The 18,235-nt window shown below is 71.4% G+C and carries 16 protein-coding genes and 3 pseudogenes; 11 read left to right on the plus strand and 8 right to left on the minus strand.

Annotated elements, in window-relative coordinates:
* Positions 1–12: 12 nt before the first annotated feature.
* Positions 13–1,256: pseudogene (locus AB5J49_RS40780) on the plus strand (alpha-L-fucosidase).
* A gap of 219 nt (positions 1,257–1,475) precedes the next feature.
* Here the strand turns inward: AB5J49_RS40780 and AB5J49_RS40785 are convergent.
* A complete protein-coding gene (locus tag AB5J49_RS40785) occupies positions 1,476–3,161 on the minus strand; it encodes a carbohydrate binding domain-containing protein (RefSeq protein ID WP_369173919.1) in 1,686 nt (561 codons plus the stop codon).
* Between the two features lie 202 nt (positions 3,162–3,363).
* Complete coding sequence (locus AB5J49_RS40790) at positions 3,364–4,500, minus strand: ATP-grasp domain-containing protein (protein WP_369173920.1); 1,137 nt, start codon at positions 4,498–4,500, stop codon at positions 3,364–3,366.
* Between the two features lie 298 nt (positions 4,501–4,798).
* Here AB5J49_RS40790 and AB5J49_RS40795 point away from each other — a divergent pair, with 298 nt between their 5' ends.
* Positions 4,799–5,659, plus strand: coding sequence for a metallophosphoesterase (locus AB5J49_RS40795; RefSeq protein WP_369173921.1), 861 nt, complete (start codon positions 4,799–4,801; stop codon positions 5,657–5,659).
* Complete coding sequence (locus AB5J49_RS40800) at positions 5,656–6,336, plus strand: 4'-phosphopantetheinyl transferase (RefSeq protein ID WP_369173922.1); 681 nt, start codon at positions 5,656–5,658, stop codon at positions 6,334–6,336. Before AB5J49_RS40795 ends, AB5J49_RS40800 begins: the two co-directional genes overlap by 4 nt.
* Before the next feature lie 56 nt (positions 6,337–6,392).
* On the opposite strand, the gene AB5J49_RS40805 is transcribed toward AB5J49_RS40800, so the two are convergent.
* On the minus strand, positions 6,393–6,623 hold the full coding sequence (locus AB5J49_RS40805; protein WP_062698425.1) for a hypothetical protein: 231 nt from the start codon (positions 6,621–6,623) through the stop codon (positions 6,393–6,395).
* A gap of 233 nt (positions 6,624–6,856) precedes the next feature.
* On the opposite strand from AB5J49_RS40805, the gene AB5J49_RS40810 reads away from it, so the two are divergent.
* Complete coding sequence (locus AB5J49_RS40810) at positions 6,857–7,900, plus strand: alpha/beta fold hydrolase (protein ID WP_369173923.1); 1,044 nt, start codon at positions 6,857–6,859, stop codon at positions 7,898–7,900.
* Positions 7,901–7,933: 33 nt separating this feature from the next.
* Here the strand turns inward: AB5J49_RS40810 and AB5J49_RS40815 are convergent, their stop codons facing one another.
* Positions 7,934–8,458 (minus strand): toxin-antitoxin system, toxin component, encoded by a 525-nt coding sequence (locus AB5J49_RS40815; protein ID WP_369175423.1) that lies wholly within the window; start codon positions 8,456–8,458, stop codon positions 7,934–7,936.
* A 53-nt stretch (positions 8,459–8,511) separates the two neighbouring features.
* Positions 8,512–9,162: a helix-turn-helix domain-containing protein gene (locus AB5J49_RS40820; RefSeq protein WP_369173924.1), complete on the minus strand. Its 651-nt coding sequence runs from the start codon at positions 9,160–9,162 to the stop codon at positions 8,512–8,514.
* A gap of 223 nt (positions 9,163–9,385) precedes the next feature.
* Between AB5J49_RS40820 and AB5J49_RS40825 the strand changes: the two genes are divergently transcribed.
* The 7 genes and pseudogenes from AB5J49_RS40825 to AB5J49_RS40855 all read left to right on the plus strand — a co-directional run bounded on the left by AB5J49_RS40825 (position 9,386) and on the right by AB5J49_RS40855 (position 15,667).
* Entirely contained in the window at positions 9,386–10,048 is a 663-nt protein-coding gene (locus AB5J49_RS40825) for a hypothetical protein (RefSeq protein WP_369173925.1), read from the plus strand.
* A gap of 118 nt (positions 10,049–10,166) precedes the next feature.
* On the plus strand, positions 10,167–11,318 hold the full coding sequence (locus AB5J49_RS40830; RefSeq protein ID WP_369173926.1) for an NAD(P)/FAD-dependent oxidoreductase: 1,152 nt from the start codon (positions 10,167–10,169) through the stop codon (positions 11,316–11,318).
* Positions 11,315–11,617 carry a (2Fe-2S)-binding protein gene (locus AB5J49_RS40835; RefSeq protein ID WP_369173927.1) on the plus strand — a complete coding sequence of 101 codons (303 nt, stop codon included), beginning with the start codon at positions 11,315–11,317 and terminating at the stop codon, positions 11,615–11,617. The genes AB5J49_RS40830 and AB5J49_RS40835 overlap by 4 nt, the downstream gene beginning before the upstream one ends.
* Positions 11,610–12,988 (plus strand): annotated as a pseudogene (locus AB5J49_RS40840) (FAD-dependent oxidoreductase). The gene AB5J49_RS40835 and the pseudogene AB5J49_RS40840 overlap by 8 nt, the downstream one beginning before the upstream one ends.
* Positions 12,985–13,875, plus strand: coding sequence for a dihydrodipicolinate synthase family protein (locus AB5J49_RS40845; protein ID WP_369173928.1), 891 nt, complete (start codon positions 12,985–12,987; stop codon positions 13,873–13,875). Before AB5J49_RS40840 ends, AB5J49_RS40845 begins: the two are co-directional and overlap by 4 nt.
* A gap of 33 nt (positions 13,876–13,908) precedes the next feature.
* Positions 13,909–14,909, plus strand: a pseudogene (locus AB5J49_RS40850) (proline racemase family protein).
* 53 nt (positions 14,910–14,962) lie between these two features.
* A complete protein-coding gene (locus tag AB5J49_RS40855) occupies positions 14,963–15,667 on the plus strand; it encodes a GntR family transcriptional regulator (RefSeq protein ID WP_369173929.1) in 705 nt (234 codons plus the stop codon).
* 180 nt (positions 15,668–15,847) lie between these two features.
* On the opposite strand, the gene AB5J49_RS40860 is transcribed toward AB5J49_RS40855, so the two are convergent.
* Genes AB5J49_RS40860 through AB5J49_RS40870 form a run of 3 tightly spaced genes read right to left on the minus strand, consistent with a single transcriptional unit; the run spans position 15,848 to position 18,235 of the window.
* A complete protein-coding gene (locus AB5J49_RS40860; RefSeq protein ID WP_369173930.1) occupies positions 15,848–16,660 on the minus strand; it encodes an ABC transporter ATP-binding protein in 813 nt (270 codons plus the stop codon).
* 25 nt (positions 16,661–16,685) lie between these two features.
* Positions 16,686–17,462 carry an ABC transporter permease gene (locus AB5J49_RS40865; RefSeq protein ID WP_369175424.1) on the minus strand — a complete coding sequence of 259 codons (777 nt, stop codon included), beginning with the start codon at positions 17,460–17,462 and terminating at the stop codon, positions 16,686–16,688.
* Positions 17,462–18,235, minus strand: coding sequence for an ABC transporter permease (locus tag AB5J49_RS40870; protein WP_369173931.1), 774 nt, complete (start codon positions 18,233–18,235; stop codon positions 17,462–17,464). The genes AB5J49_RS40865 and AB5J49_RS40870 overlap by 1 nt, the downstream gene beginning before the upstream one ends.

Genomic DNA, 18,235 nt, shown 5'->3' on the forward strand with positions numbered 1-18,235 from the left:
GCGCGGGTGCCCATGCAACCCTGGTTCGCCGACGCCAAGTTGGGGATCTTCATCCACTGGGGCATCTACGCCGTCGACGGTGTCCAGGAGTCCTGGTCGTTCTACGACGACATCGTCCCGTACGACCAGTACATGTCCCAGTTCGACCGCTTCACGGCGTCCCGCTACGACCCGCGCGACTGGGCGAAGCTCTTCGCGCGGCCGGCGCCCGGTACGCCGTGCTGACCAGCCGCCACCACGACGGCGTCGCCCTGTGGGACACCGCCCACGGCGACCTGAACGTGGGCCGCGACCTGATCGGCGGTTACGCGGACGCCCTGCGCGAGCAGGGCCTCAAGGTCGGCCTCTACTACTCGCACTCGGACTGGAGCCACCCCGACTACGCCTCCACGCGGAGGCCCGGCCGCCCGCCGGAGCTGGAGGACAACCGGTACTCCGAGGTCGCGGCCGAGGACGAGGACCTGGACGCCTGGGAACGCTTCCTCGCCTACCGGGACGGCCAGATCCGTGAACTCACCACTCGCTACCAGCCGGACCTGCTGTGGTTCGACGGCGAGTGGGACCGCAGTGAGGAGCAGTGGCGCATCCCCGAGCTGGCCGCGCTGATCCGCTCCGAGGTGCCGGACGTCGTCTTCAACGCCCGCATGCTCAGCGAGGGCGACTACGCGACGCCCGAACAGGGCGCCCCGGTGGTCCCGCCCGAGGGCCCCTGGGAGCTGTGCCTGACGGTCAACGACTCCTGGGGCCACCAGCACCACGACCACAACCACAAGTCGGTCGACCAGCTGATCCGCTACTTCACGGAGACGATCGGCGGCGGTGGCAATCTGCTGCTCAGCGTCGGGCCGCGCGAGGACGGCACGATCCCGGCGGAGCAGGTCGAGCGCCTGGAGGGGCTCGGCGAGTGGATCGCGGGGCACGCGGAGGCGGTGTACGGCACCGAGCGCGGCCTCCCGCCCGGTCACCACTACGGCCCGAGCACCCTCTCGAAGGACCGCCGCACCCTGTACCTGATCCTCTTCGACGCCCCGCGCGCCGAGATCAACGTACGCGGGCTGCTCGGTTCGGTACGCCGGGTCACGGTCCTCGGCAGCGGCACCGAACTGGCCCACCGCATCACCGGCGGCCTGCACGAAACGCCGGGAGTGCTCTGGATCGAACCGCCCACCGGGGCGGACCTCGACCCGCACGCCACGGTGCTCGCCGTAGAACTGGACGGGGAGCTGGAGCTGTACCGGGGTGCGGGCCGCTTCTGACCCCTGCCCCTGAGACGCACCTTCGGGCCGGCCGGCCGCTGCCCCCGTGACAGCGCCGGTCGACCCGAAGTCCCCGTGCTTCCCCCGTTGTGGTGCTTTCCCCCGTGCTTCCCCCGTTGTCCCCCGTGCTTCCCCGTTGCCTTTCACTCTTATGAGCGCGCTGTCCGCGCCCTGATACACCCTCCGGGAAAAAATTTCCCGGCGCGGGCGAACGCGGCCTCAGCCGGTGAACCCGGCCGTGATGGATGTGAACTGCCAGTTGCTCTGGCTGATCCCGGAGCAGTTGCTCGTCACGCCGCCGCCCGGGCACGGCCGGTCGCGGTTGACCGACCAGAAGGCGAGGCGGGCGATGTGGTGCGAGTTCGCCCAGTCACGGATCTGGGTCCAGGTCGCGGGTGAGGTGAGCTCCTGCTGGTCGGACAGGCCGTTCATGCCGGAGATGCCGATGTGGGCGTAGGCCGTGACGTCGTCCCACCCGAAGGTGGACTTCAGCTTGTTCTTCAGCCCTTCCGTCGCGTTCACGGTGCTGCCGTACATGTCGGCGCCGCCGCCGAAGTCGAACGGCATGATCGTGAAGACGTCGATGTCCGCGTTCAGCGCCTTCGCCTGCTCTATGAGCCGGTTGCCCCAGTAGTTCGGGCCGGTCGTCGAGGTGCCGAAGGTGAGGACGGTCCGCAGTCCCGGGTTGTTCGCCTTGACGATCTTCAGGGCGCCCAGGATCCGGTCCTGCACGGTCGCGTTCTCGAACTCGTCGGTGTTCTCGATGTCGACGTCGATCGCCTTCAGCCCGTACGCGTCGATCACCTTCTGGTAGGCACCCGCCAGCGCCTGGGCCGACGAGCAGTTCGGCCCGAGCTTGTTGCCGCTCCAGCCGCCGATCGACGGCACGATGTCACCGCCCGCCGAGCGGACGGAGTTGATGACGCTCTGGTCGTTGCCGCCGGTCAGCGGGCGCTGGCCGTCCCAGGCCGGGTTGCAGCCGCCGGAGGACAGGATGAACGCCATCGTGTACCACTTGATGCCGGTCGCGCTCATCACCGAGGTCGCGCTCGGCGGGTCGCCCCAACCGAGGTAGAGGTAGGGCGCGGCCTGCTTGAAGCCGGTACCGCCACCGCCGCCCGCGTCCGTCGTGACGGTCACGGCGTTGGAGGCCGCCGACGCGTTTCCGGCCGCGTCCCGCGCCTTCACCGTGAAGGTGTGACTCGTGCTCGGCGACAGGCCGCCGACCGTGGCACTCGTACCGGAGACGGTGAGTACCTGGCTCGACCCGCGGTAGATGTCGTACGCCGTCACCCCGACGTTGTCCGTCGAGGCGTTCCACGCCAGCGACACGCTCGACGACGTCTTGCCGGTCGACCGCAGACTGCCCGGCACGGTCGGCGCCTGACTGTCCGAACCGCCGCCACCGGGCCCGTCGAGGCTGATGTCGTCGGCGTAGTAGGTGCCCTGGGCGTACCAGCCGTGGACGTAGACGGTGGCGCTGGTCTGGGAGGCCCCGGTCGTGAAGGACAGCGACAGCCGGCTGTACGCCGACGGCGACGACGTCCAGGTGGAGGCCCCGCCGTTCACCCCGAGGTAGACGTAGGACCCGCGCACCCAGCCGCTGAGTGTGTACGGCGTGTTCGGCTGGACCGAGACGGTCTGGCCGCACTGGGCGATGTCACTCGAACTCACCGCCCCCGCAAGGGCCTTGGAGCCGGCGTGCACGGGGGAGGAGACGGCCGAGCCGAGGTTGCCGGTGCAGGACCACGGGGAGAGCCCGCCCGACTCGAAGCCGGCGTTGGACAGGACGTTGGCCGCATGGGCCGTACCGGGAAGGGCGACGGCTCCGGTGAGCGCGAGAGCGGCGGAGCCGAGCAGGGCGAGAAGACGCCGTCTGAGGCGTCCGAGGGGTTGGTTGCGCACGCGATCTCCCTGGGAAGTGTGGGGTGTTCGGGAGTGCACGAGGTGCGGTGTGGTGCGCCAACCAAGTTGGTATGGACCAATCCCGCTGTCAAGGGATGACGCCGGGATTGGTCAAGGCCCCAAGGGGCGCGGGGCTGTGTCGATATGCGGCTCCGCCGCGTGGGCGCGACAAGCCACAGACGACCCGCGCCCGGCGGACAACCTAAAGCGGCAGGACCTGAGCCGCCCCAGTCGCACCGACTGAATCAACCGACGCCGGCGCGGGCATCGCCGGCAACAACGGCTCCTCGACCTCCGCCCGCTGCTGCGGAATGGAAACCGCCCGCAGCGGCCGCGGCCCCGAAACCACCGTGTAGTCCTGTCCGAGGAACGGCGGAGCCACCACCCCCGGATCCTCGCCGAGCGCCAACTGCACAGCGAGCCAGGGCACGTTGACCCCGCACAGCGACAGCTGGTGCAAGCCGCCGGCCGGCCGCGTGTTCACATCCATCAGCACCGGCGTCTCCCCGAACATCCGGAACTGGATGTTGGACAGATAGTGCAGCCCGAACCCCTCCGCGATCAGCCGCGCCGGCTCCAGCCACTGCTCCTGGAGTGTGAACCCGCGGCGGCGACCGTTCTTGACCCGGCCGATCGACAGCCGGACCCGGTTGTCGGGACCGGTGAGGCAGTCCACCGACACCTCCGGCTGCTCCAGCCGAGGCATGACCAGCCAGTCCACCGGCTCGTCGGCCTGCCGCAGCGCGTCCACCACAAGATCCAGCTGCACGTAAGGCGTCGGGAACCCGGTGAGGTGCGTCAGCGAGAAGGGGGCGCGCGTGATGATACGGAAGCCCACCCCACCCGCACCGGACGCCGGCTTGAAGCAGGCCTTGTAGCCGCCTGCCTCCAACTCCTCGACGGCGGCGACGAGTTCGTCGGCGGTGCGCACCCGCCACCACGGCGGTACCGGCACCCCGATCGCCTGCACGGCCTCGTACGCGATCACCTTGTCGTGGAAGACCGCCACGGCCTGGGGCGGCGGCGCCAGCAGCGCCGTACCGGCCGCCTCGAACTCCGCGCGGTGCGCCACGATCGCCGACTGTTGCATCCGGGGCACGAACACGTCGATGCCGCGGCGCCGGCACTGGTCCAGGGCGTACTCGACGTACGCGGCCGGGGACAGGCCCTCAGGCTCCAGCTCGGCGGTGTCGGCGGCGGCCAGCACGGGCGAGTCGGCGTCCCCGTGCGTCGCATGGATCTCGACGGCCCGATCGCTGGGATTTCTCCGCAGCTGATCCATGAAGAACACGTTCTCCGCGTACGTGCGGTTGAGCCAGACGCGTACGCGAGAGACCATGCAGGGCCGTCCTTTCGGGTTCGCGGGCAGGGCAAAGCAGGCCCGTGCCCGGGCAGGGTGGTTGGAGGTACACCAAACCGCCCCGTGCGAAGGGACGTTCATGGCGGTGGTGTTGGGGCGATCATACGGCTTTCAAAGGGTGCCGCGTGCAACGTACGTGTTACGGAACTGCGGATCATTTCTGACCACCCCGGCCGGCCCCGCACCGCCCTGTCGGACCGCCGACGAGATCCCGCCTTGTACCGGCGCGGCACTCTGTGTTCTCGTGGTGTCATCCGTGTGATCGAAAGGGGCGAGGGTGACGTCGACGGCCGGTGGTGCCGGACAGCTGCTGGCCATCAGTGACCTGCACATCGGCTACGAGGAGAACCGCGAGCTCGTCGAGAAGATGCGCCCCGACTCGGACGACGACTGGCTGCTCGTCGCCGGCGACGTGGCGGAGACCGTGGCCGACATCCGCTGGGCCCTCGAGACGCTCGCCGGCCGTTTCCGCAAGGTCGTCTGGGCACCCGGCAACCACGAACTGTGGACCCACCCGAAGGACTCCGTCACCCTGCGCGGTGTAGCCCGCTACCAGCACCTCGTTGAGGTGTGCCGGGAACTCGGCGTGACGACCCCCGAGGACCCCTACCCCGTCTGGGACGGCCCCGGCGGCCCGGTGGCCGTGGCGCCGCTGTTCCTGCTGTACGACTACTCCTTCCTGCCCTCCGGCTGCACGACCAAGGAGGAGGGGCTGAAGTACGCGCACGGGACCGGGATCGTGTGCAACGACGAGTACCTGCTGCACCCCGACCCGTACCCGTCCCGCGAGGCCTGGTGCGAGGCCCGGGTCGCCGAGACGGAGCGCCGGCTCGCCGCACTGCCCGAGGACCTGCCCACCGTCCTCGTCAACCACTATCCGCTGGACCGGCACCCGATGGACGTCCTGTGGTACCCCGAGTTCGCCATGTGGTGCGGCACCCGGCTGACCGCCGACTGGCACCGCAGGTTCCGCGTCGAGACCATGGTCTACGGCCACCTGCACATCCCGCGGACCACCTGGCACGAGGGCGTCCGCTTCGAGGAGGTGTCGGTGGGATACCCCCGCGAGTGGCGCAAGCGACAGCAGCCGCCGGGACGGCTGCGCCGGATTCTGCCCAGGGAGGACGGGGCGCGTTGATCGAGGAACTGCTGCCGGACGCGGTCGTCACCGTCGAGGCGTACGGCGACGAGGAGCCCCCGAACACGGTCCTGTACCCCGAGGAGGAGGCGGTCGTCGCCCGGGCGGTCGACAAGCGCCGCCGGGAGTTCGCCGTCGTACGCTCCTGCGCGCGCCGCGCCATGGAGAAGCTCGGCGTGCCGCCGCAGCCGATCCTGCCCGGCGAACGCGGCGCCCCGGGCTGGCCGGCCGGGCTGGCCGGCAGCATGACCCACTGCGACGGCTACAGCGCCGCCGCGCTGGTCCGCGTCGCCGACCTGGCCTCCGTCGGTATCGACGCCGAACCCCACGGGACGCTCCCGGAGGGCGTCCTGCCCGCCGTCGCCCTGCCCGCCGAGGCGGAGCGGCTGCGCCGGCTGGCCGGCGAGCACCCCGGCATCCACTGGGACCGGCTCCTGTTCAGCGCCAAGGAGTCCGTCTACAAGGCATGGTTCCCCCTCACCGGGAAGTGGCTGGACTTCACCGAGGCCGACATCGACGTCTTCACCGGCCCCGGCGACGAGCACAGCGGCGGCTTCCGGGCCCGGCTCCTCGTGCCGGGCCCGGTGGTGGGCGACCGCCGGCTCGACCTCTTCGAGGGCCGGTGGACGGTCCAACGGGGGCTGGTGGCGACCGCGGTGAGCGTGCCGCACAGCTGAGCCGCCCCGGCCCCCCGGGCCCCCGAGGGCGTGCCCGGCGGTCCGCCTGCGCTGCGCTAGGGCTCCGCGGGGCACCAGCTCTGCAACAGCCGGAAGAACTCCTCCTCGTTGCCGCTCAGTCCCGCGTCCGCCAGGGCCTGTTCCGCCTCGGCGAGGACGGAGGGCGGGACGACGGGTGGTCGGCGGGAGCCGGGGGGACCGTCGAACGCGGCTCGTACGGTGTGCAACAGCCGCAGATAGGCCTGGACGGCGGTGCGCTCGCGGTCGGTCAGTACGGCGGTGGGCATCGGTCGGCTCTCCCCAAGTCGGCGTCGTCGCGTCACGCCCCCGCATATGAGGGCGCATCACCAGCTTGCCGTCCACCACTGACAATCGGGTTCGTCCACGCGTCGGTTCGCCCGCTTAGCGGAGGCGAAACCTCCCTGAAATCCCTTGTGGGAAAGCCGTCCTACGCTGGAAGGAAGGGCTTTCGGTCGCACTCTCGCGGCCGGGGAACGCGTACAGGAACGGAGGCGAGTGCGTGGTCGACGTCCCACGACGGCGCCCGGCGCGCACCGTACGGCTGCGTCCGGTGGGCGACGGGGAACTCGAGTTGCAGTACCGCGTCGTGCACGGCTACCGGCGCGCCTTCCGGATGGCCGGCGAGGGGCCGGCGCTGGTGCTGATCCACGGCATAGGGGACTCCTCCGACACCTGGGCCGAGCTGATCCCCGACCTCGCCCGTACGCATACCGTGATCGCGCCCGACCTGCTCGGCCACGGTGCGTCGGACAAGCCGCGCGCCGACTACTCGGTGGCCGCGTACGCGAACGGCGTGCGCGATCTGCTCACCGCGCTCGGCATCGAGTCGGCGACACTGGTCGGGCACTCGCTGGGCGGGGGAGTGGCGATGCAGTTCGCCTACCAGTTCCCCGAGCGGACGGAGCGGCTGATCCTGGTCAGCGCGGGCGGGGTGGGCCGCGAGGTCAATCCGGTGCTGCGGCTGGTCTCCTTGCCGGGCGCCGATCTCATGCTGTCGACACTGCGGCTGCCGGGCATGCGGCTCCAAGTCGGGCTGGCGGTACGCCTGATGAGGCTTCTGGACACCGACCTCGGCCAGGACGCGCCGGAACTGCTCAACCTCGTCGACGCCCTGCCCGACGAGACCTCGCGCAACGCCTTCATCCGTACCCTGCGGGCGGTCGTCGACTGGCGCGGACAGGTGGTCACCATGCTGGACCGCTGCTATCTGACCGAGGGCATGCCGACCATGCTGCTGTGGGGCGACCGGGACAGCGTCGTACCGGTGCGGCACGCCTACGGCGCGCACGAGGCGATGCCCGGCAGCCGGCTGGAGATCTTCGAAGGGGCGGGCCACTTCCCCTTCCACACCGACCCGGCCCGCTTCGTCACCCTGGTCGAGGAGTTCACCAGTGGCACGGACCCCGCCGACTGGAGCCGGGAGAACTGGCGGGAGCTGCTGCGAGCGGGGCGGCCCGGCACGGCGGCGGGTCAGCCGGACACGGACCGTGCGCGCGCGGTGGAACGGGACCTGCGGGAGGCGAGCGAACGCAGCGCGACCTGACCCGAGGGGCCGACCCGGCCCGACGCGCCCTCGTCAGCCCTGTGGACCGAGGTAACCCAGTGACGCCTCGATCCGCCCCGCAAGATGGTCCCGCTGTCCCCGCACCGACGAAACCGCCAGCCACGCACGGCACTTGCTGGCCAGGAGCAGACCGAAGGTCTCGGCCTCCTTCTCCTCGGCCTGGTCGAAGTGGCTGCGGGCGGCGACCTTCAGGACCGTCGATCGCAGGTCGGCCTCGTCGTCGAGGAGGCGGGCCGCCACGGTGGCGCCCTCGACGCTGTGGCTGCAGTGGCCGGCCTTCATGTGCCACAGCTCGTGGCCGAGGATCACCAACTGATGGTCGGGGGCGGTGCGTTCCTCGATCACGACGAGGTCCTGGTCGGCCATGTCGAGCCACAGCCCGCTGGCCGTGCCGGGCGGGAAGGCGGCCGTGCGGAAGAGGACGGGCCGGCCGCGGCGTCTGCTCATCGCGTCGCACAGGGCGCCGTACAGCTGCTCGGGCGCCGCGGGCGCGGGAAGCGTCAGCTCCGCGACCAACTCGCCGCACAGGCGGCGCATTTCCCTACCAGTGCCCACAGTTCTCCCGTTCTTCCCCGGTTTTGCCCTCCGGATCACGACTCGGGCCGCTTGACGCTTTCCAAGAGCATGTCCAGCCACTCCGCGACCTTGTCGCGGTGCTGGTCGGTGGGCAGTTGGGCGGCCCGCCAGGCGATTCCGCGCACGCCGTGGTCCTGCAGCAGCTTCTCCAGCGGATCCTCGGCGGCCTGGGCCGCCTCGCGCTCCGCGAGTCTTTGCAGCAGGTCCTGCTCGGTGCGCTGGAGGGCGCCCGCGAGCGCCTCGGGGTCCTCAGCCGTGAGGAATCCGGCGTGCACGCGGAAGAAACGCTGGATAGCGTCACAGTGTTCCATGGTGGGACGCCGGTCGCCGTTGATGAGAGCGCCTGCCTGCTGGCGCGACATGCCGGCGCCGTCGGCGATCTCCTGCTGGGTGTACTTGCGGCCGTTAGGCTTCAGGCGGGTGCGGCGCAGGAGGTCGAGGCGCTGCAGAAAACGGGCCTGGACGTCCGGCTCGCCCGCCGGGCGACCGCTCAGCAGGGCCCTGACCACGGGTTCCGGGACGCCGGAGGCGGCGGACAGGCGGCCGGTGGCGAAGACCTCCGCGTGGGCCACACCGAGCCGGTCGGCGAGCGCGGTGACACGAGCGACGACGGCCGGCAGTGCGGCCGTCGGCGTGGCGGCCGAACCCTCGAAGCCATCCGTCACCGACAGAACTCCTACGTCTCTCACAGGCTTCTCACAAACGGTTGCCGTGAACCTGACGGACATTACCGGTTGGTTCGAACTCACATCCAGGTCTCGCCACAACTGTGGCCAATTTCAGCCGTCAACAGGCATGAAATGCCACGATAGTTGACACGCCTCGGACCGGGGCAGCAGGATCAAGACGCCGCGTGAAGGCCGCATAGGCAAGAGGGGTGACCTCCCGATGGCATATCAGGCAGGTGGGCAGCGGTCCGTACCGCGGCCCGCCCCCGAGAGTCCCGAGGCCCAGGCGTACCTACGGGACTACGCCACCCTCCTGGAGGCCGTGCCCTTCCCGTCCGTCATCCTCGACCACCGCTGGGACGTCGTTCTGGCGAACACCGCTTTCGCGTCACTTTTCCGCGGCGTGGGCCCGCACCCCACGGCCATGCCCGACGAGAACTTCCTCAGGTTCGTGCTCTTCCACCCGGACGCCGGCACGGTCCTCGGTGAGCACGAGTCCAGTTGGTGCCTGCCGATGCTGGCCCACTTCGCGGCCGCCGTCGAGCGGCACGGACACGACCACGGGCTGCAGGCCATCCGCCGCGAGATCGCCCAGGATCCGATCATGGAGGCCGCCTACCGGCAGGGCCTGCCGCACTGGATCCGCGCGGTCGGCGAGCGGGCCGTCGCCCATGACGGCGCCGTCCGTCCCTTGCTGCACCCCGACCCGCGCTGGGGTTCGACCGAATGCCGGGTCGTCGACGAGACGCCCAGGACCCTGCAGGAGATCGGCTACACCCGGCTGACGCTGGTGCTGCGCGAGGTGCGCCGCGACCGGTCCAGGACGCGCGCGGCCCGCCGCACCGCGGCCCACCTGCGCGTGGTGCCCGCCCCCGAGGACTGACCGGGGCACCGTCGGCGTTCAGGTCGCCGACGGCGCCCCGTCAGCGCGCTGCCCGGTTCCTGCGAGGAGACGGCGCGGGACTGTTCCCTCCAGGTGTGCTGTGTGACATAGTACTGATGTGACCGAGCGACTGACCTGCGACGTCGTGGTCGTCGGAGCCGGGATGGTGGGCGCTGCCTGCGCGCTGTACGCGGCTCGGGCGGGCCTCGACGTGATCCTCGTCGACCGCGGCCCGGTGGCCGGCGGCACGACCGGCGCCGGCGAGGGCAACATCCTCGTCTCCGACAAGGAACCGGGCCCGGAGCTCGACCTCGCGCTGCTGTCCGGCCGCCTGTGGGGCGAACTGGCGCTGGAGTCCGGGGCGCCCGTCGAGTACGAGGCGAAGGGCGGTGTCGTCGTGGCCTCGTCCCCGGGCGGGCTCGCGGCGCTGGAGCGGTTCGCCGACGGACAACGCGCCGCGGGGGTAGTCGCCGAACCGGTCGCGGGTGACGCGCTGTACGAACTCGAACCCCATCTCGCCCCCGGCCTGCCCGGCGCCGTCCACTACCCCCAGGACTGCCAGGTCATGCCCGCCCTGGCCGCCGCCCACCTCGCCCGCGCCTCGGGTGCCCGCCTGTTCACCGGCCGGACGGTGACGGACGTCCTGCGCACGCCGGACGGCGCGGTGCGCGGGGTCCGCACGGACCGGGGCGACATCCACGCCCCGGCGATCGTCAACGCGGCCGGCACCTGGGGCGCAGAGCTCGCCGCACTCGCGGGCGTCCACCTCCCCGTCCTCCCGCGGCGCGGCTTCGTCCTGGTCACCGAGCCACTGCCGCGCCTGGTCCGCCACAAGGTGTACGCCGCCGACTACGTGGCCGACGTGGCCAGCGATGCGGCGGCGCTGCAGACCTCGCCGGTCGTCGAGGGCACGGCGGCGGGACCGATCCTGATCGGGTCGAGCCGCGAACGGGTCGGCTTCGACCGGAGCTTCTCCCTGCCCGTCGTACGGGCGCTCGCGGCGGGCGCGACGCGGCTGTTCCCCTTCCTGTCGGACGTGCACGCGATGCGCGCCTACCTGGGCTTCCGCCCGTACATGCCCGACCACCTGCCCGCCATCGGGCCCGACCCCCGGGTTCCCGGCCTGCACCACGCCTGCGGTCACGAGGGCGCCGGCATCGGACTCGCCACCGGCACCGGTCACTTGATCGCGCAGGCGCTGACCGCGAAGGCCCCCGACCTGGACCTGACGCCCTTTCGCCCCGACCGCTTCGCCGAGGAGGCCGTATGAGAACCCCTCTGGAGCTTGCCGACGCCCACCCGGGCCCGGCCTTCACGGTCACCCTGGACGGCCGCGAGACCGAGGCACTGCCCGGCCGAACGGTCGCCGCCGCGCTCTGGGCGGCCGGGATCACGTCGTGGCGCAGCACTCGGGGCGAGGGGCGCCCGCGTGGCGTCTTCTGTGGCATCGGCGTCTGCTTCGACTGCCTGGTCACCGTCAACGACCGCCCGAACCAGCGGGCCTGTCTGGTGCCCCTGCACCCGGGCGACGTCATCCGCACGCAGGAGGGGACGGGGCACGATGGCTGACCTCGCGGTGATCGGCGCGGGTCCGGCGGGACTCGCCGCGGCGCTGGCGGCGCCGCACAGGGCGTGACGGTCGCGGTCGTCGACTCGGCGACGGAAGCGGGCGGGCAGTTCTACCGTCAGCCCGCGTCCGGTCTGCGCGCACGGCGGCCTGAGGCCCTGCACCACCAGTGGCGAACCTGGGAACGGCTGAAGGACGGTCTGGCCGGGAGCGCGGTCCAGCTGCTGACGGATCATCATGTCTGGTCCGTGGAACGGGACTCCGGCGGTCTCACCGTGCACGCCCTGCTCGGCCCCGAGCAGCAGGAGCCCCTCGCCGTGCGCGCCGACGCCGTACTCCTTGCCACCGGCGGCTACGAGCGGGTGCTTCCCTTCCCCGGCTGGACCCTTCCCGGTGTCGTCACCGCCGGCGGTGCCCAGGCCATGCTGAAGGGCGGGCTCGTGGTGCCGGGGCGCAGAGCGGTCGTCGCCGGGACCGGGCCGCTGCTGCTGCCCGTGGCGACCGGGCTCGCGGCGGCGGGCGTCGAGGTCGCGGCGCTCGTCGAGGCGGCAGGCCCCAAGGACCTCGTACGGCACGGGCGGGCGCTGGCCGGCAAGGTTCCCGAGGGCGCCGGATACGCGGCCCGCCTCCTGCGTCACCGCGTCCGCCTCCTCTCCCGCCATACGGTCGTCCGCGCCCACGGCGACGAGCGGCTCACCGGTGTCACCGTGGCCGCGCTGGACACCGACGGGCGGGCCCGCCCCGGCACCGGGCGGTACCTCCCGTGCGACACCCTCGCGGTCGGACACGGGATGCTCCCGCACACCGACCTCGCCGAGACCCTCGGCTGCCGCCTGGACGGCCTCACGGTGGCCGTCGACGACGAGCAGCGCACGGATGTGCCCGGCGTATGGGCGGCGGGCGAGTCCACCGGCATCGGCGGCGCGGCCCTCGCCCTGGCCGAGGGACACATCGCCGGACGCTCGATCGCCGCACGCCTGAAGGGCGCCGAACCCGACCCGGCGCAGTGGGCGCCGGCCGCCAAGGCCCGTACGAGACTTCGCAGGCTGGCCGCCGCCCTCGACGCCGCGTACCCGCCGCCCGCGCACTGGAGCGACCAGGTCACCGACGACACCCTCGTCTGCCGTTGCGAGGAGGTCACCGCCGGGGCCGTCCGCGAGGCCGTGGACGAGCTCGGGGCGGGCGACGTCCGCACCGTGAAACTGCTGACCCGGGCCGGAATGGGCTGGTGCCAGGGACGTGTGTGCGGGCCTGCGGTCGCCGGACTCGCCGGATGCGAACTCACCCCGTCCCGGCGGCCGTTCGCGCGACCCGTACCGCTCGGTGTGCTCGCCCGGCAACACGACATCGCCACGGAGAGAGGAACCTCATGACCGACCACCGCCCCTGGCGCGGCGTCCTCGTCGCCACCGCCCTCCCGCTCGACGACGACCTCCGCGTCGACCACGACAAGTACGCCGAGCACTGCGCCTGGCTCGTCGAGAACGGCTGCGACGGCGTCGTGCCGAACGGCTCCCTCGGGGAGTACCAGGTCCTCACCCCCGAAGAGCGGGCGAAGGTCGTGGAGACCGCGGTGGCCGCGATCGGCGGCTCGCGGGTGATGCCGGGCGTGGCCGCCTACGGCTCGGCCGAGTCCCGCCGCTGGGCCGAGCAGGCGCGCGACGCGGGCTGCGAGTCCGTGATGCTGCTGCCGCCCAACGCCTACCGTGCCGACGAGCGCTCGGTGCTGTCGCACTACGCGGCGGTCGCCGAGGCGGGCATCCCGATCGTGGCGTACAACAACCCCATCGACACCAAGGTCGACCTCGTCCCCGAACTACTCGCCAAGCTGCACGGCGAGGGGTACATCCACGCGGTCAAGGAGTTCTCCGGCGACGTCCGCCGCGCTTACCAGATCGCCGAACTCGCCCCGGAACTCGACCTGTTGATCGGTGCCGACGACGTCCTGCTGGAACTCGCGATCGCCGGCGCCAAGGGCTGGGTCGCCGGCTACCCGAACGCGCTGCCGAGGTCCACCGTGGAGCTGTACCGCGCGGCCGTCGGCGGCGACCTCGGCACCGCCAAGAAGCTCTACGAGCAGCTGCACCCGCTGCTGCGCTGGGACTCCAAGGTCGAGTTCGTGCAGGCGATCAAGCTCTCCATGGACATCGTCGGCCGTCACGGGGGACGCTGCCGTCCACCACGGGTGCCCCTGCTGCCCGAGCAGGAGGCCGCGATCCGCGCAGACACCGAGCAGGCCGTCGCCGCAGGGCTCGCGTGACCGCACCCCACTGATCGCAAAGGAGGCCGGCCCGTGCGCAGCAAACTCGTCCTGCACGCCGTCGACTCGCACACCGAGGGCATGCCCACCCGCGTCATCACCGGCGGCATCGGCACGATCCCGGGCGCGACCATGAACGAGCGGCGCCTGTACTTCCGTGAGCACCGCGACCACATCAAGCAGCTCCTGATGAACGAGCCGCGCGGTCACTCGGCGATGAGCGGCGCGATCCTCCAGCCGCCCACCCGCCCCGACTGCGACTGGGGCGTGATCTACATCGAGGTCTCCGGCTATCTGCCGATGTGCGGGCACGGCACGATCGGCGTGGCGACCGTGCTCGTCGAGACCGGCATGGTGGAGGTCGTCGAACCGGTCACCACGATCCGGCTCGACACCCCGGCGGGCCTGGTCGTCGCCGAGGTGGCGGTTCAGGACGGCGCCGCGAAGGCGGTCACCCTCCAGAACGTGCCCTCCTTCTCCGTCGCCCTCGACCGCAAGATCGCACTGGCCGACGGGCGCACGGTGACATACGACATGGCATACGGCGGCAACTTCTACGCCATCGCGCCGTTGGAGGAGTTCGGGCTGCCCTTCGACCGTTCCCGCAAGGACGACATCCTCAAGGCGGGACTCTCCCTCATGGCGGCGATCAACGCCGAGGAGGAGCCCGTGCACCCCGAGGACCCGTCCATCCGTGGCTGCCACCACGTCCACCTCATCGCCCCCGGCGCCACCGCCCGCCACTCCCGGCACGCCATGGCGATCCACCCCGGCTGGTTCGACCGCTCGCCCTGCGGCACGGGCACCAGCGCGCGGATGGCGCAGTTGCACGCCCGCGGTGAACTGCCCCTGCACACCGAGTTCGTGAACGAGTCCTTCATCGGGACACGGTTCACCGCCGCCTCCTCGGCACCACCGAGGTCGCGGGCCGGCCGGCCGTCCTGCCCAGCTTCACCGGCCGTGCCTGGATCACCGGCACCGCGCAGTACCTGCTCGATCCGTCGGATCCGTTCCCGGCCGGGTTCGTGCTGTGAACGTCGAGGATAATGAGGCGCGTAACGCGTGACATTGCACAGCTAGGAGACCCATGGCCGCCCAGCGCACCAGCGCCCCGCCCGCCGCAGCCGGCCCGGCGCTGCCCACCCTGGGCGGCAAGAAGAGCAGCTACCGCGAGCGGGTCGCCGACGCCCTGCGAGCCGCGCTGATCGCCGGGGAACTGCTCCCCGGCGAGGTGTACTCCGCGCCGGCCCTCGCCGCCCGCTTCGGCGTCTCGGCGACCCCGGTGCGCGAGGCCATGCTGGACCTGGTCAAGGAAGGCCTGGTCGACACCGTCCCCAACAAGGGCTTCCGGGTCACCGCGGTCTCCGAGAAACAGCTCGACGAGTACAAGCACATTCGCGCCCTCATCGAGATCCCCACGGTGGTGGAGCTGGCCACGACCGCCGACAAGGTCTCCCTGGAGGCGTTGCGCCCCGCCGCCCGGGAGATCGTCCAGGCCGCCGTCTCCGGTGACCTCATCGCGTACGTCGAGGCCGACACCCGCTTCCACCTCGGCCTGCTCGCCCTCGCCGGCAACGCCCACCTCGTCGAGGTCGTCGGCGACCTGCGCAAACGCTCCCGTCTCTACGGCCTCACCGCGCTGGTCGAGGCGGGCCGGCTGCTGGCCTCCGCCGAGGAGCATCTCGAACTCCTCGACGCACTGATCGCCCGCGACGACAAGGCCGTACGCGAGGTCATGACCCGCCACCTCGGACACGTGCGCGGCATGTGGGCCGCCCGCGGAGACCGTTGACGCGGTACGCAACCGGCTTGTGTTCCTCGCGCGGCCACGCGGCGAAGAACACCACCGTCGACGGGCCCCAGCCTGGGCCGGGGCAACCCGGACACGGTCGTCGGCGCCACCGCCACCGCCTACTGCTACCTGTGCGGCCTGCGGCTGTCCGTGAGCGTCAACCCCGGTCGGCAGGCCGGTTCAGCGAGGTGGAGGCGTATCCGACTTCGTGACCGCGTCCTCGGGAACCCCGCGCTTCGCCGCCTGGATCTGCTCGTACACATGGGTGCGCAGTTCGGCGAAGCGCGCGTCCACCCGGGTGTGCAACTGGTCGCGCTCGGCGGGCAGATCGACCTTCAGCTGCTCCTGGACGACGGTGGGCGAGGCGGACAGCACGATGACCCGCTCGCCGAGATAGACCGCCTCGTCGATGTCATGGGTGACGAACAGGATCGTGATGCCGCGCTCCCGCCACAGCCCCCGGACCAGGTCCTCCAGATCGGCCCGGGTCTGCGCGTCCACCGCCGCGAACGGCTCGTCCATCAGCAGCACACGGGGCTCGTACGCCAGCGCCCGGGCGATGGCGACCCGCTGCTGCATCCCGCCGGACAGCTGCCACGGATACGCCGAGACGGCATCCGCCAGCCCCACCGACTCCAACGCGTCCCGCACCAGCTCCCGGCGCCGCGCTTTGCTCAAGTCCTTCTGCTTCAAGGGGAGTTCGACGTTCTCGCCGACCCGCATCCACGGAAACAGGCTGCGCCCGTACTCCTGGAAGACGAACGCCATCCCGGGCGGCGGGCCGCTCACCTTCCGCCCCTCCAGCAGGACTTCACCGCCGGTCGGCGTGAGCAGACCGCCCATGCACTTCAGCAGCGTCGTCTTGCCACAGCCCGACGGGCCGACGAGGCAGACCAGTTCACCCGCGTCGACGGTGAAGGTGAGGTCGCGTACCGCCTCCACGCGGCGTCCGGATCCCTCGTAGACCTTCTTCAGGCCGCGTACGTCGAGCATGGACCGCCCCTTCACGATGTTCACTTCAGGACCGCCGGGTGGTCGCACGCAGACCGTGGTACCAGCCGAGCACCCGGCGCTCGACCAGTCGGAAGACGACGGAGAGCAGGAAGCCGAGCAGACCGAGGACGAGGATCCCGGTCCACATGTCGGGGATCGCGAAGCTGCGCTGGAACTGGACGACGGTGAAGCCGATGCCGTTGTTGGCGGTGAACATCTCGCTGATGACCATGAGGATGATGCCGATCGAGAGTGCCTGGCGCAGCCCGGCGAGGATCTGCGGGCTCGCCGAGCGCAGCACCAGATGGCGCAGGCGGGCGAACCCCGTGACGCCGTAGGAGCGGGCCGTCTCCAGCATCACCGAGTCGACCGCGCGCACGCCCTCCACGGTGTTGAGCAGGATCGGCCAGACGCAGCCGCTCGCGATCACGACGATCTTCATGGTGTCGCCGATGCCCGCGAACAGCGTGATGACCGGCACCAGGACGGGCGGCGGCACGGCCCGCAGGAACTCCAGGACCGGCTCGCACACCGCGCGCACCCTGCGGTAGGAGCCGATGACCGTGCCGAGCGCGACGCCCACCACAGCGGCCAGCGCATAGCCGCCCAGAAGGCGCAGGATGCTCGGCACGACGTCCGTGCGCAGCCGGTCGGCCGTCCAGACGTCCGGGAAGGTGTCGAGGATCGTCCGCAGCGGCGGCCAGAAGGGATCCGTACTGCCGTCCGACGCAGCCCACCACACGGCGACCAGCACCACGGGCAGCGCGACGACGAAGAACAGCCGCGTCAGCAAGCGCCCGATCACACCGCCACCTCCCCGCGCACCGACTGGTGCCAGGCCAGCGCCCGCCGCTCCACCGTTCGCGCGCCGACGTTGATGAGCAGCCCCAGCAGACCCGCGACCACGATGAGCGCGTACATCTGCGGCACCGCCTGCGAGGTCTGCGCCACCGCGATCTGCCGGCCCAACCCCGGGGCGCCGATGACGAGTTCGGCGGTGATCGCGAGGACCAGCGCCACCGCGGCGGCCAGCCGCACACCGGTCATGACGTACGGCAGGGCCGTCGGCCACAGCACATGGCGCACGCGCGCCCAGGTGCCGAGGCCGTAGGAGCGTGCCGTCTCCTCGGCGACCGGGTCCACGTCCTGGACGCCGTACAGGGTCTGGATCAGTACCTGCCAGAAGGAGGCGTACACCACCAGCAGGAGCACCGACTTCAGTTCGGTGCCGTAGAGCAGCACCGCCAGCGGGATCAGCGCCACCGACGGGATCGGGCGCAGGAACTCGATCGTCGAGGCCGTCGCCTCGCGCAGGTACGGCACGACGGAGATGACCACGCCCGCGACGACACCGGCGCAGACCGCGATGGCCAGGCCCAGCGCCCAGCCGGTGAGGGTGTCGCCGAGTGCGCTCCAGAAGGCAAAGTCGCTGACCTCGTCCGCGAGCGCTTCGGCGATACGGCTCGCCGGCGGGAAGTACGCCTCCTTGACCAGGCCGAGCCGCGGCACCGCCTCGCCCAGGGCGAGGAAGGCGGCGAGCCCGGCCGCACCGAGTGCGACGTTCTGGCCCCTCAT

Origin of the sequence: Streptomyces sp. R28, assembly GCF_041052385.1 — a bacterium.
In the GTDB taxonomy this organism is placed as follows: domain Bacteria; phylum Actinomycetota; class Actinomycetes; order Streptomycetales; family Streptomycetaceae; genus Streptomyces.

Excerpts from the sequence above, each read along its gene's own strand:
- AB5J49_RS40790 (WP_369173920.1), bottom strand. The coding sequence starts at position 4,500 with ATGGTCTCTCGCGTACGCGTCTGGCTCAACCGCACGTACGCGGAGAAC.
- AB5J49_RS40805 (WP_062698425.1), bottom strand. The coding sequence starts at position 6,623 with ATGCCCACCGCCGTACTGACCGACCGCGAGCGCACCGCCGTCCAGGCC.
- AB5J49_RS40815 (WP_369175423.1), bottom strand. The coding sequence starts at position 8,458 with ATGCGCCGCCTGTGCGGCGAGTTGGTCGCGGAGCTGACGCTTCCCGCG.
- AB5J49_RS40825 (WP_369173925.1), top strand. The coding sequence starts at position 9,386 with ATGGCATATCAGGCAGGTGGGCAGCGGTCCGTACCGCGGCCCGCCCCC.
- AB5J49_RS40835 (WP_369173927.1), top strand. The coding sequence starts at position 11,315 with ATGAGAACCCCTCTGGAGCTTGCCGACGCCCACCCGGGCCCGGCCTTC.
- AB5J49_RS40845 (WP_369173928.1), top strand. The coding sequence starts at position 12,985 with ATGACCGACCACCGCCCCTGGCGCGGCGTCCTCGTCGCCACCGCCCTC.
- AB5J49_RS40855 (WP_369173929.1), top strand. The coding sequence starts at position 14,963 with ATGGCCGCCCAGCGCACCAGCGCCCCGCCCGCCGCAGCCGGCCCGGCG.
- AB5J49_RS40860 (WP_369173930.1), bottom strand. The coding sequence starts at position 16,660 with ATGCTCGACGTACGCGGCCTGAAGAAGGTCTACGAGGGATCCGGACGC.
- AB5J49_RS40870 (WP_369173931.1), bottom strand. The coding sequence starts at position 18,235 with ATGAGGGGCCAGAACGTCGCACTCGGTGCGGCCGGGCTCGCCGCCTTC.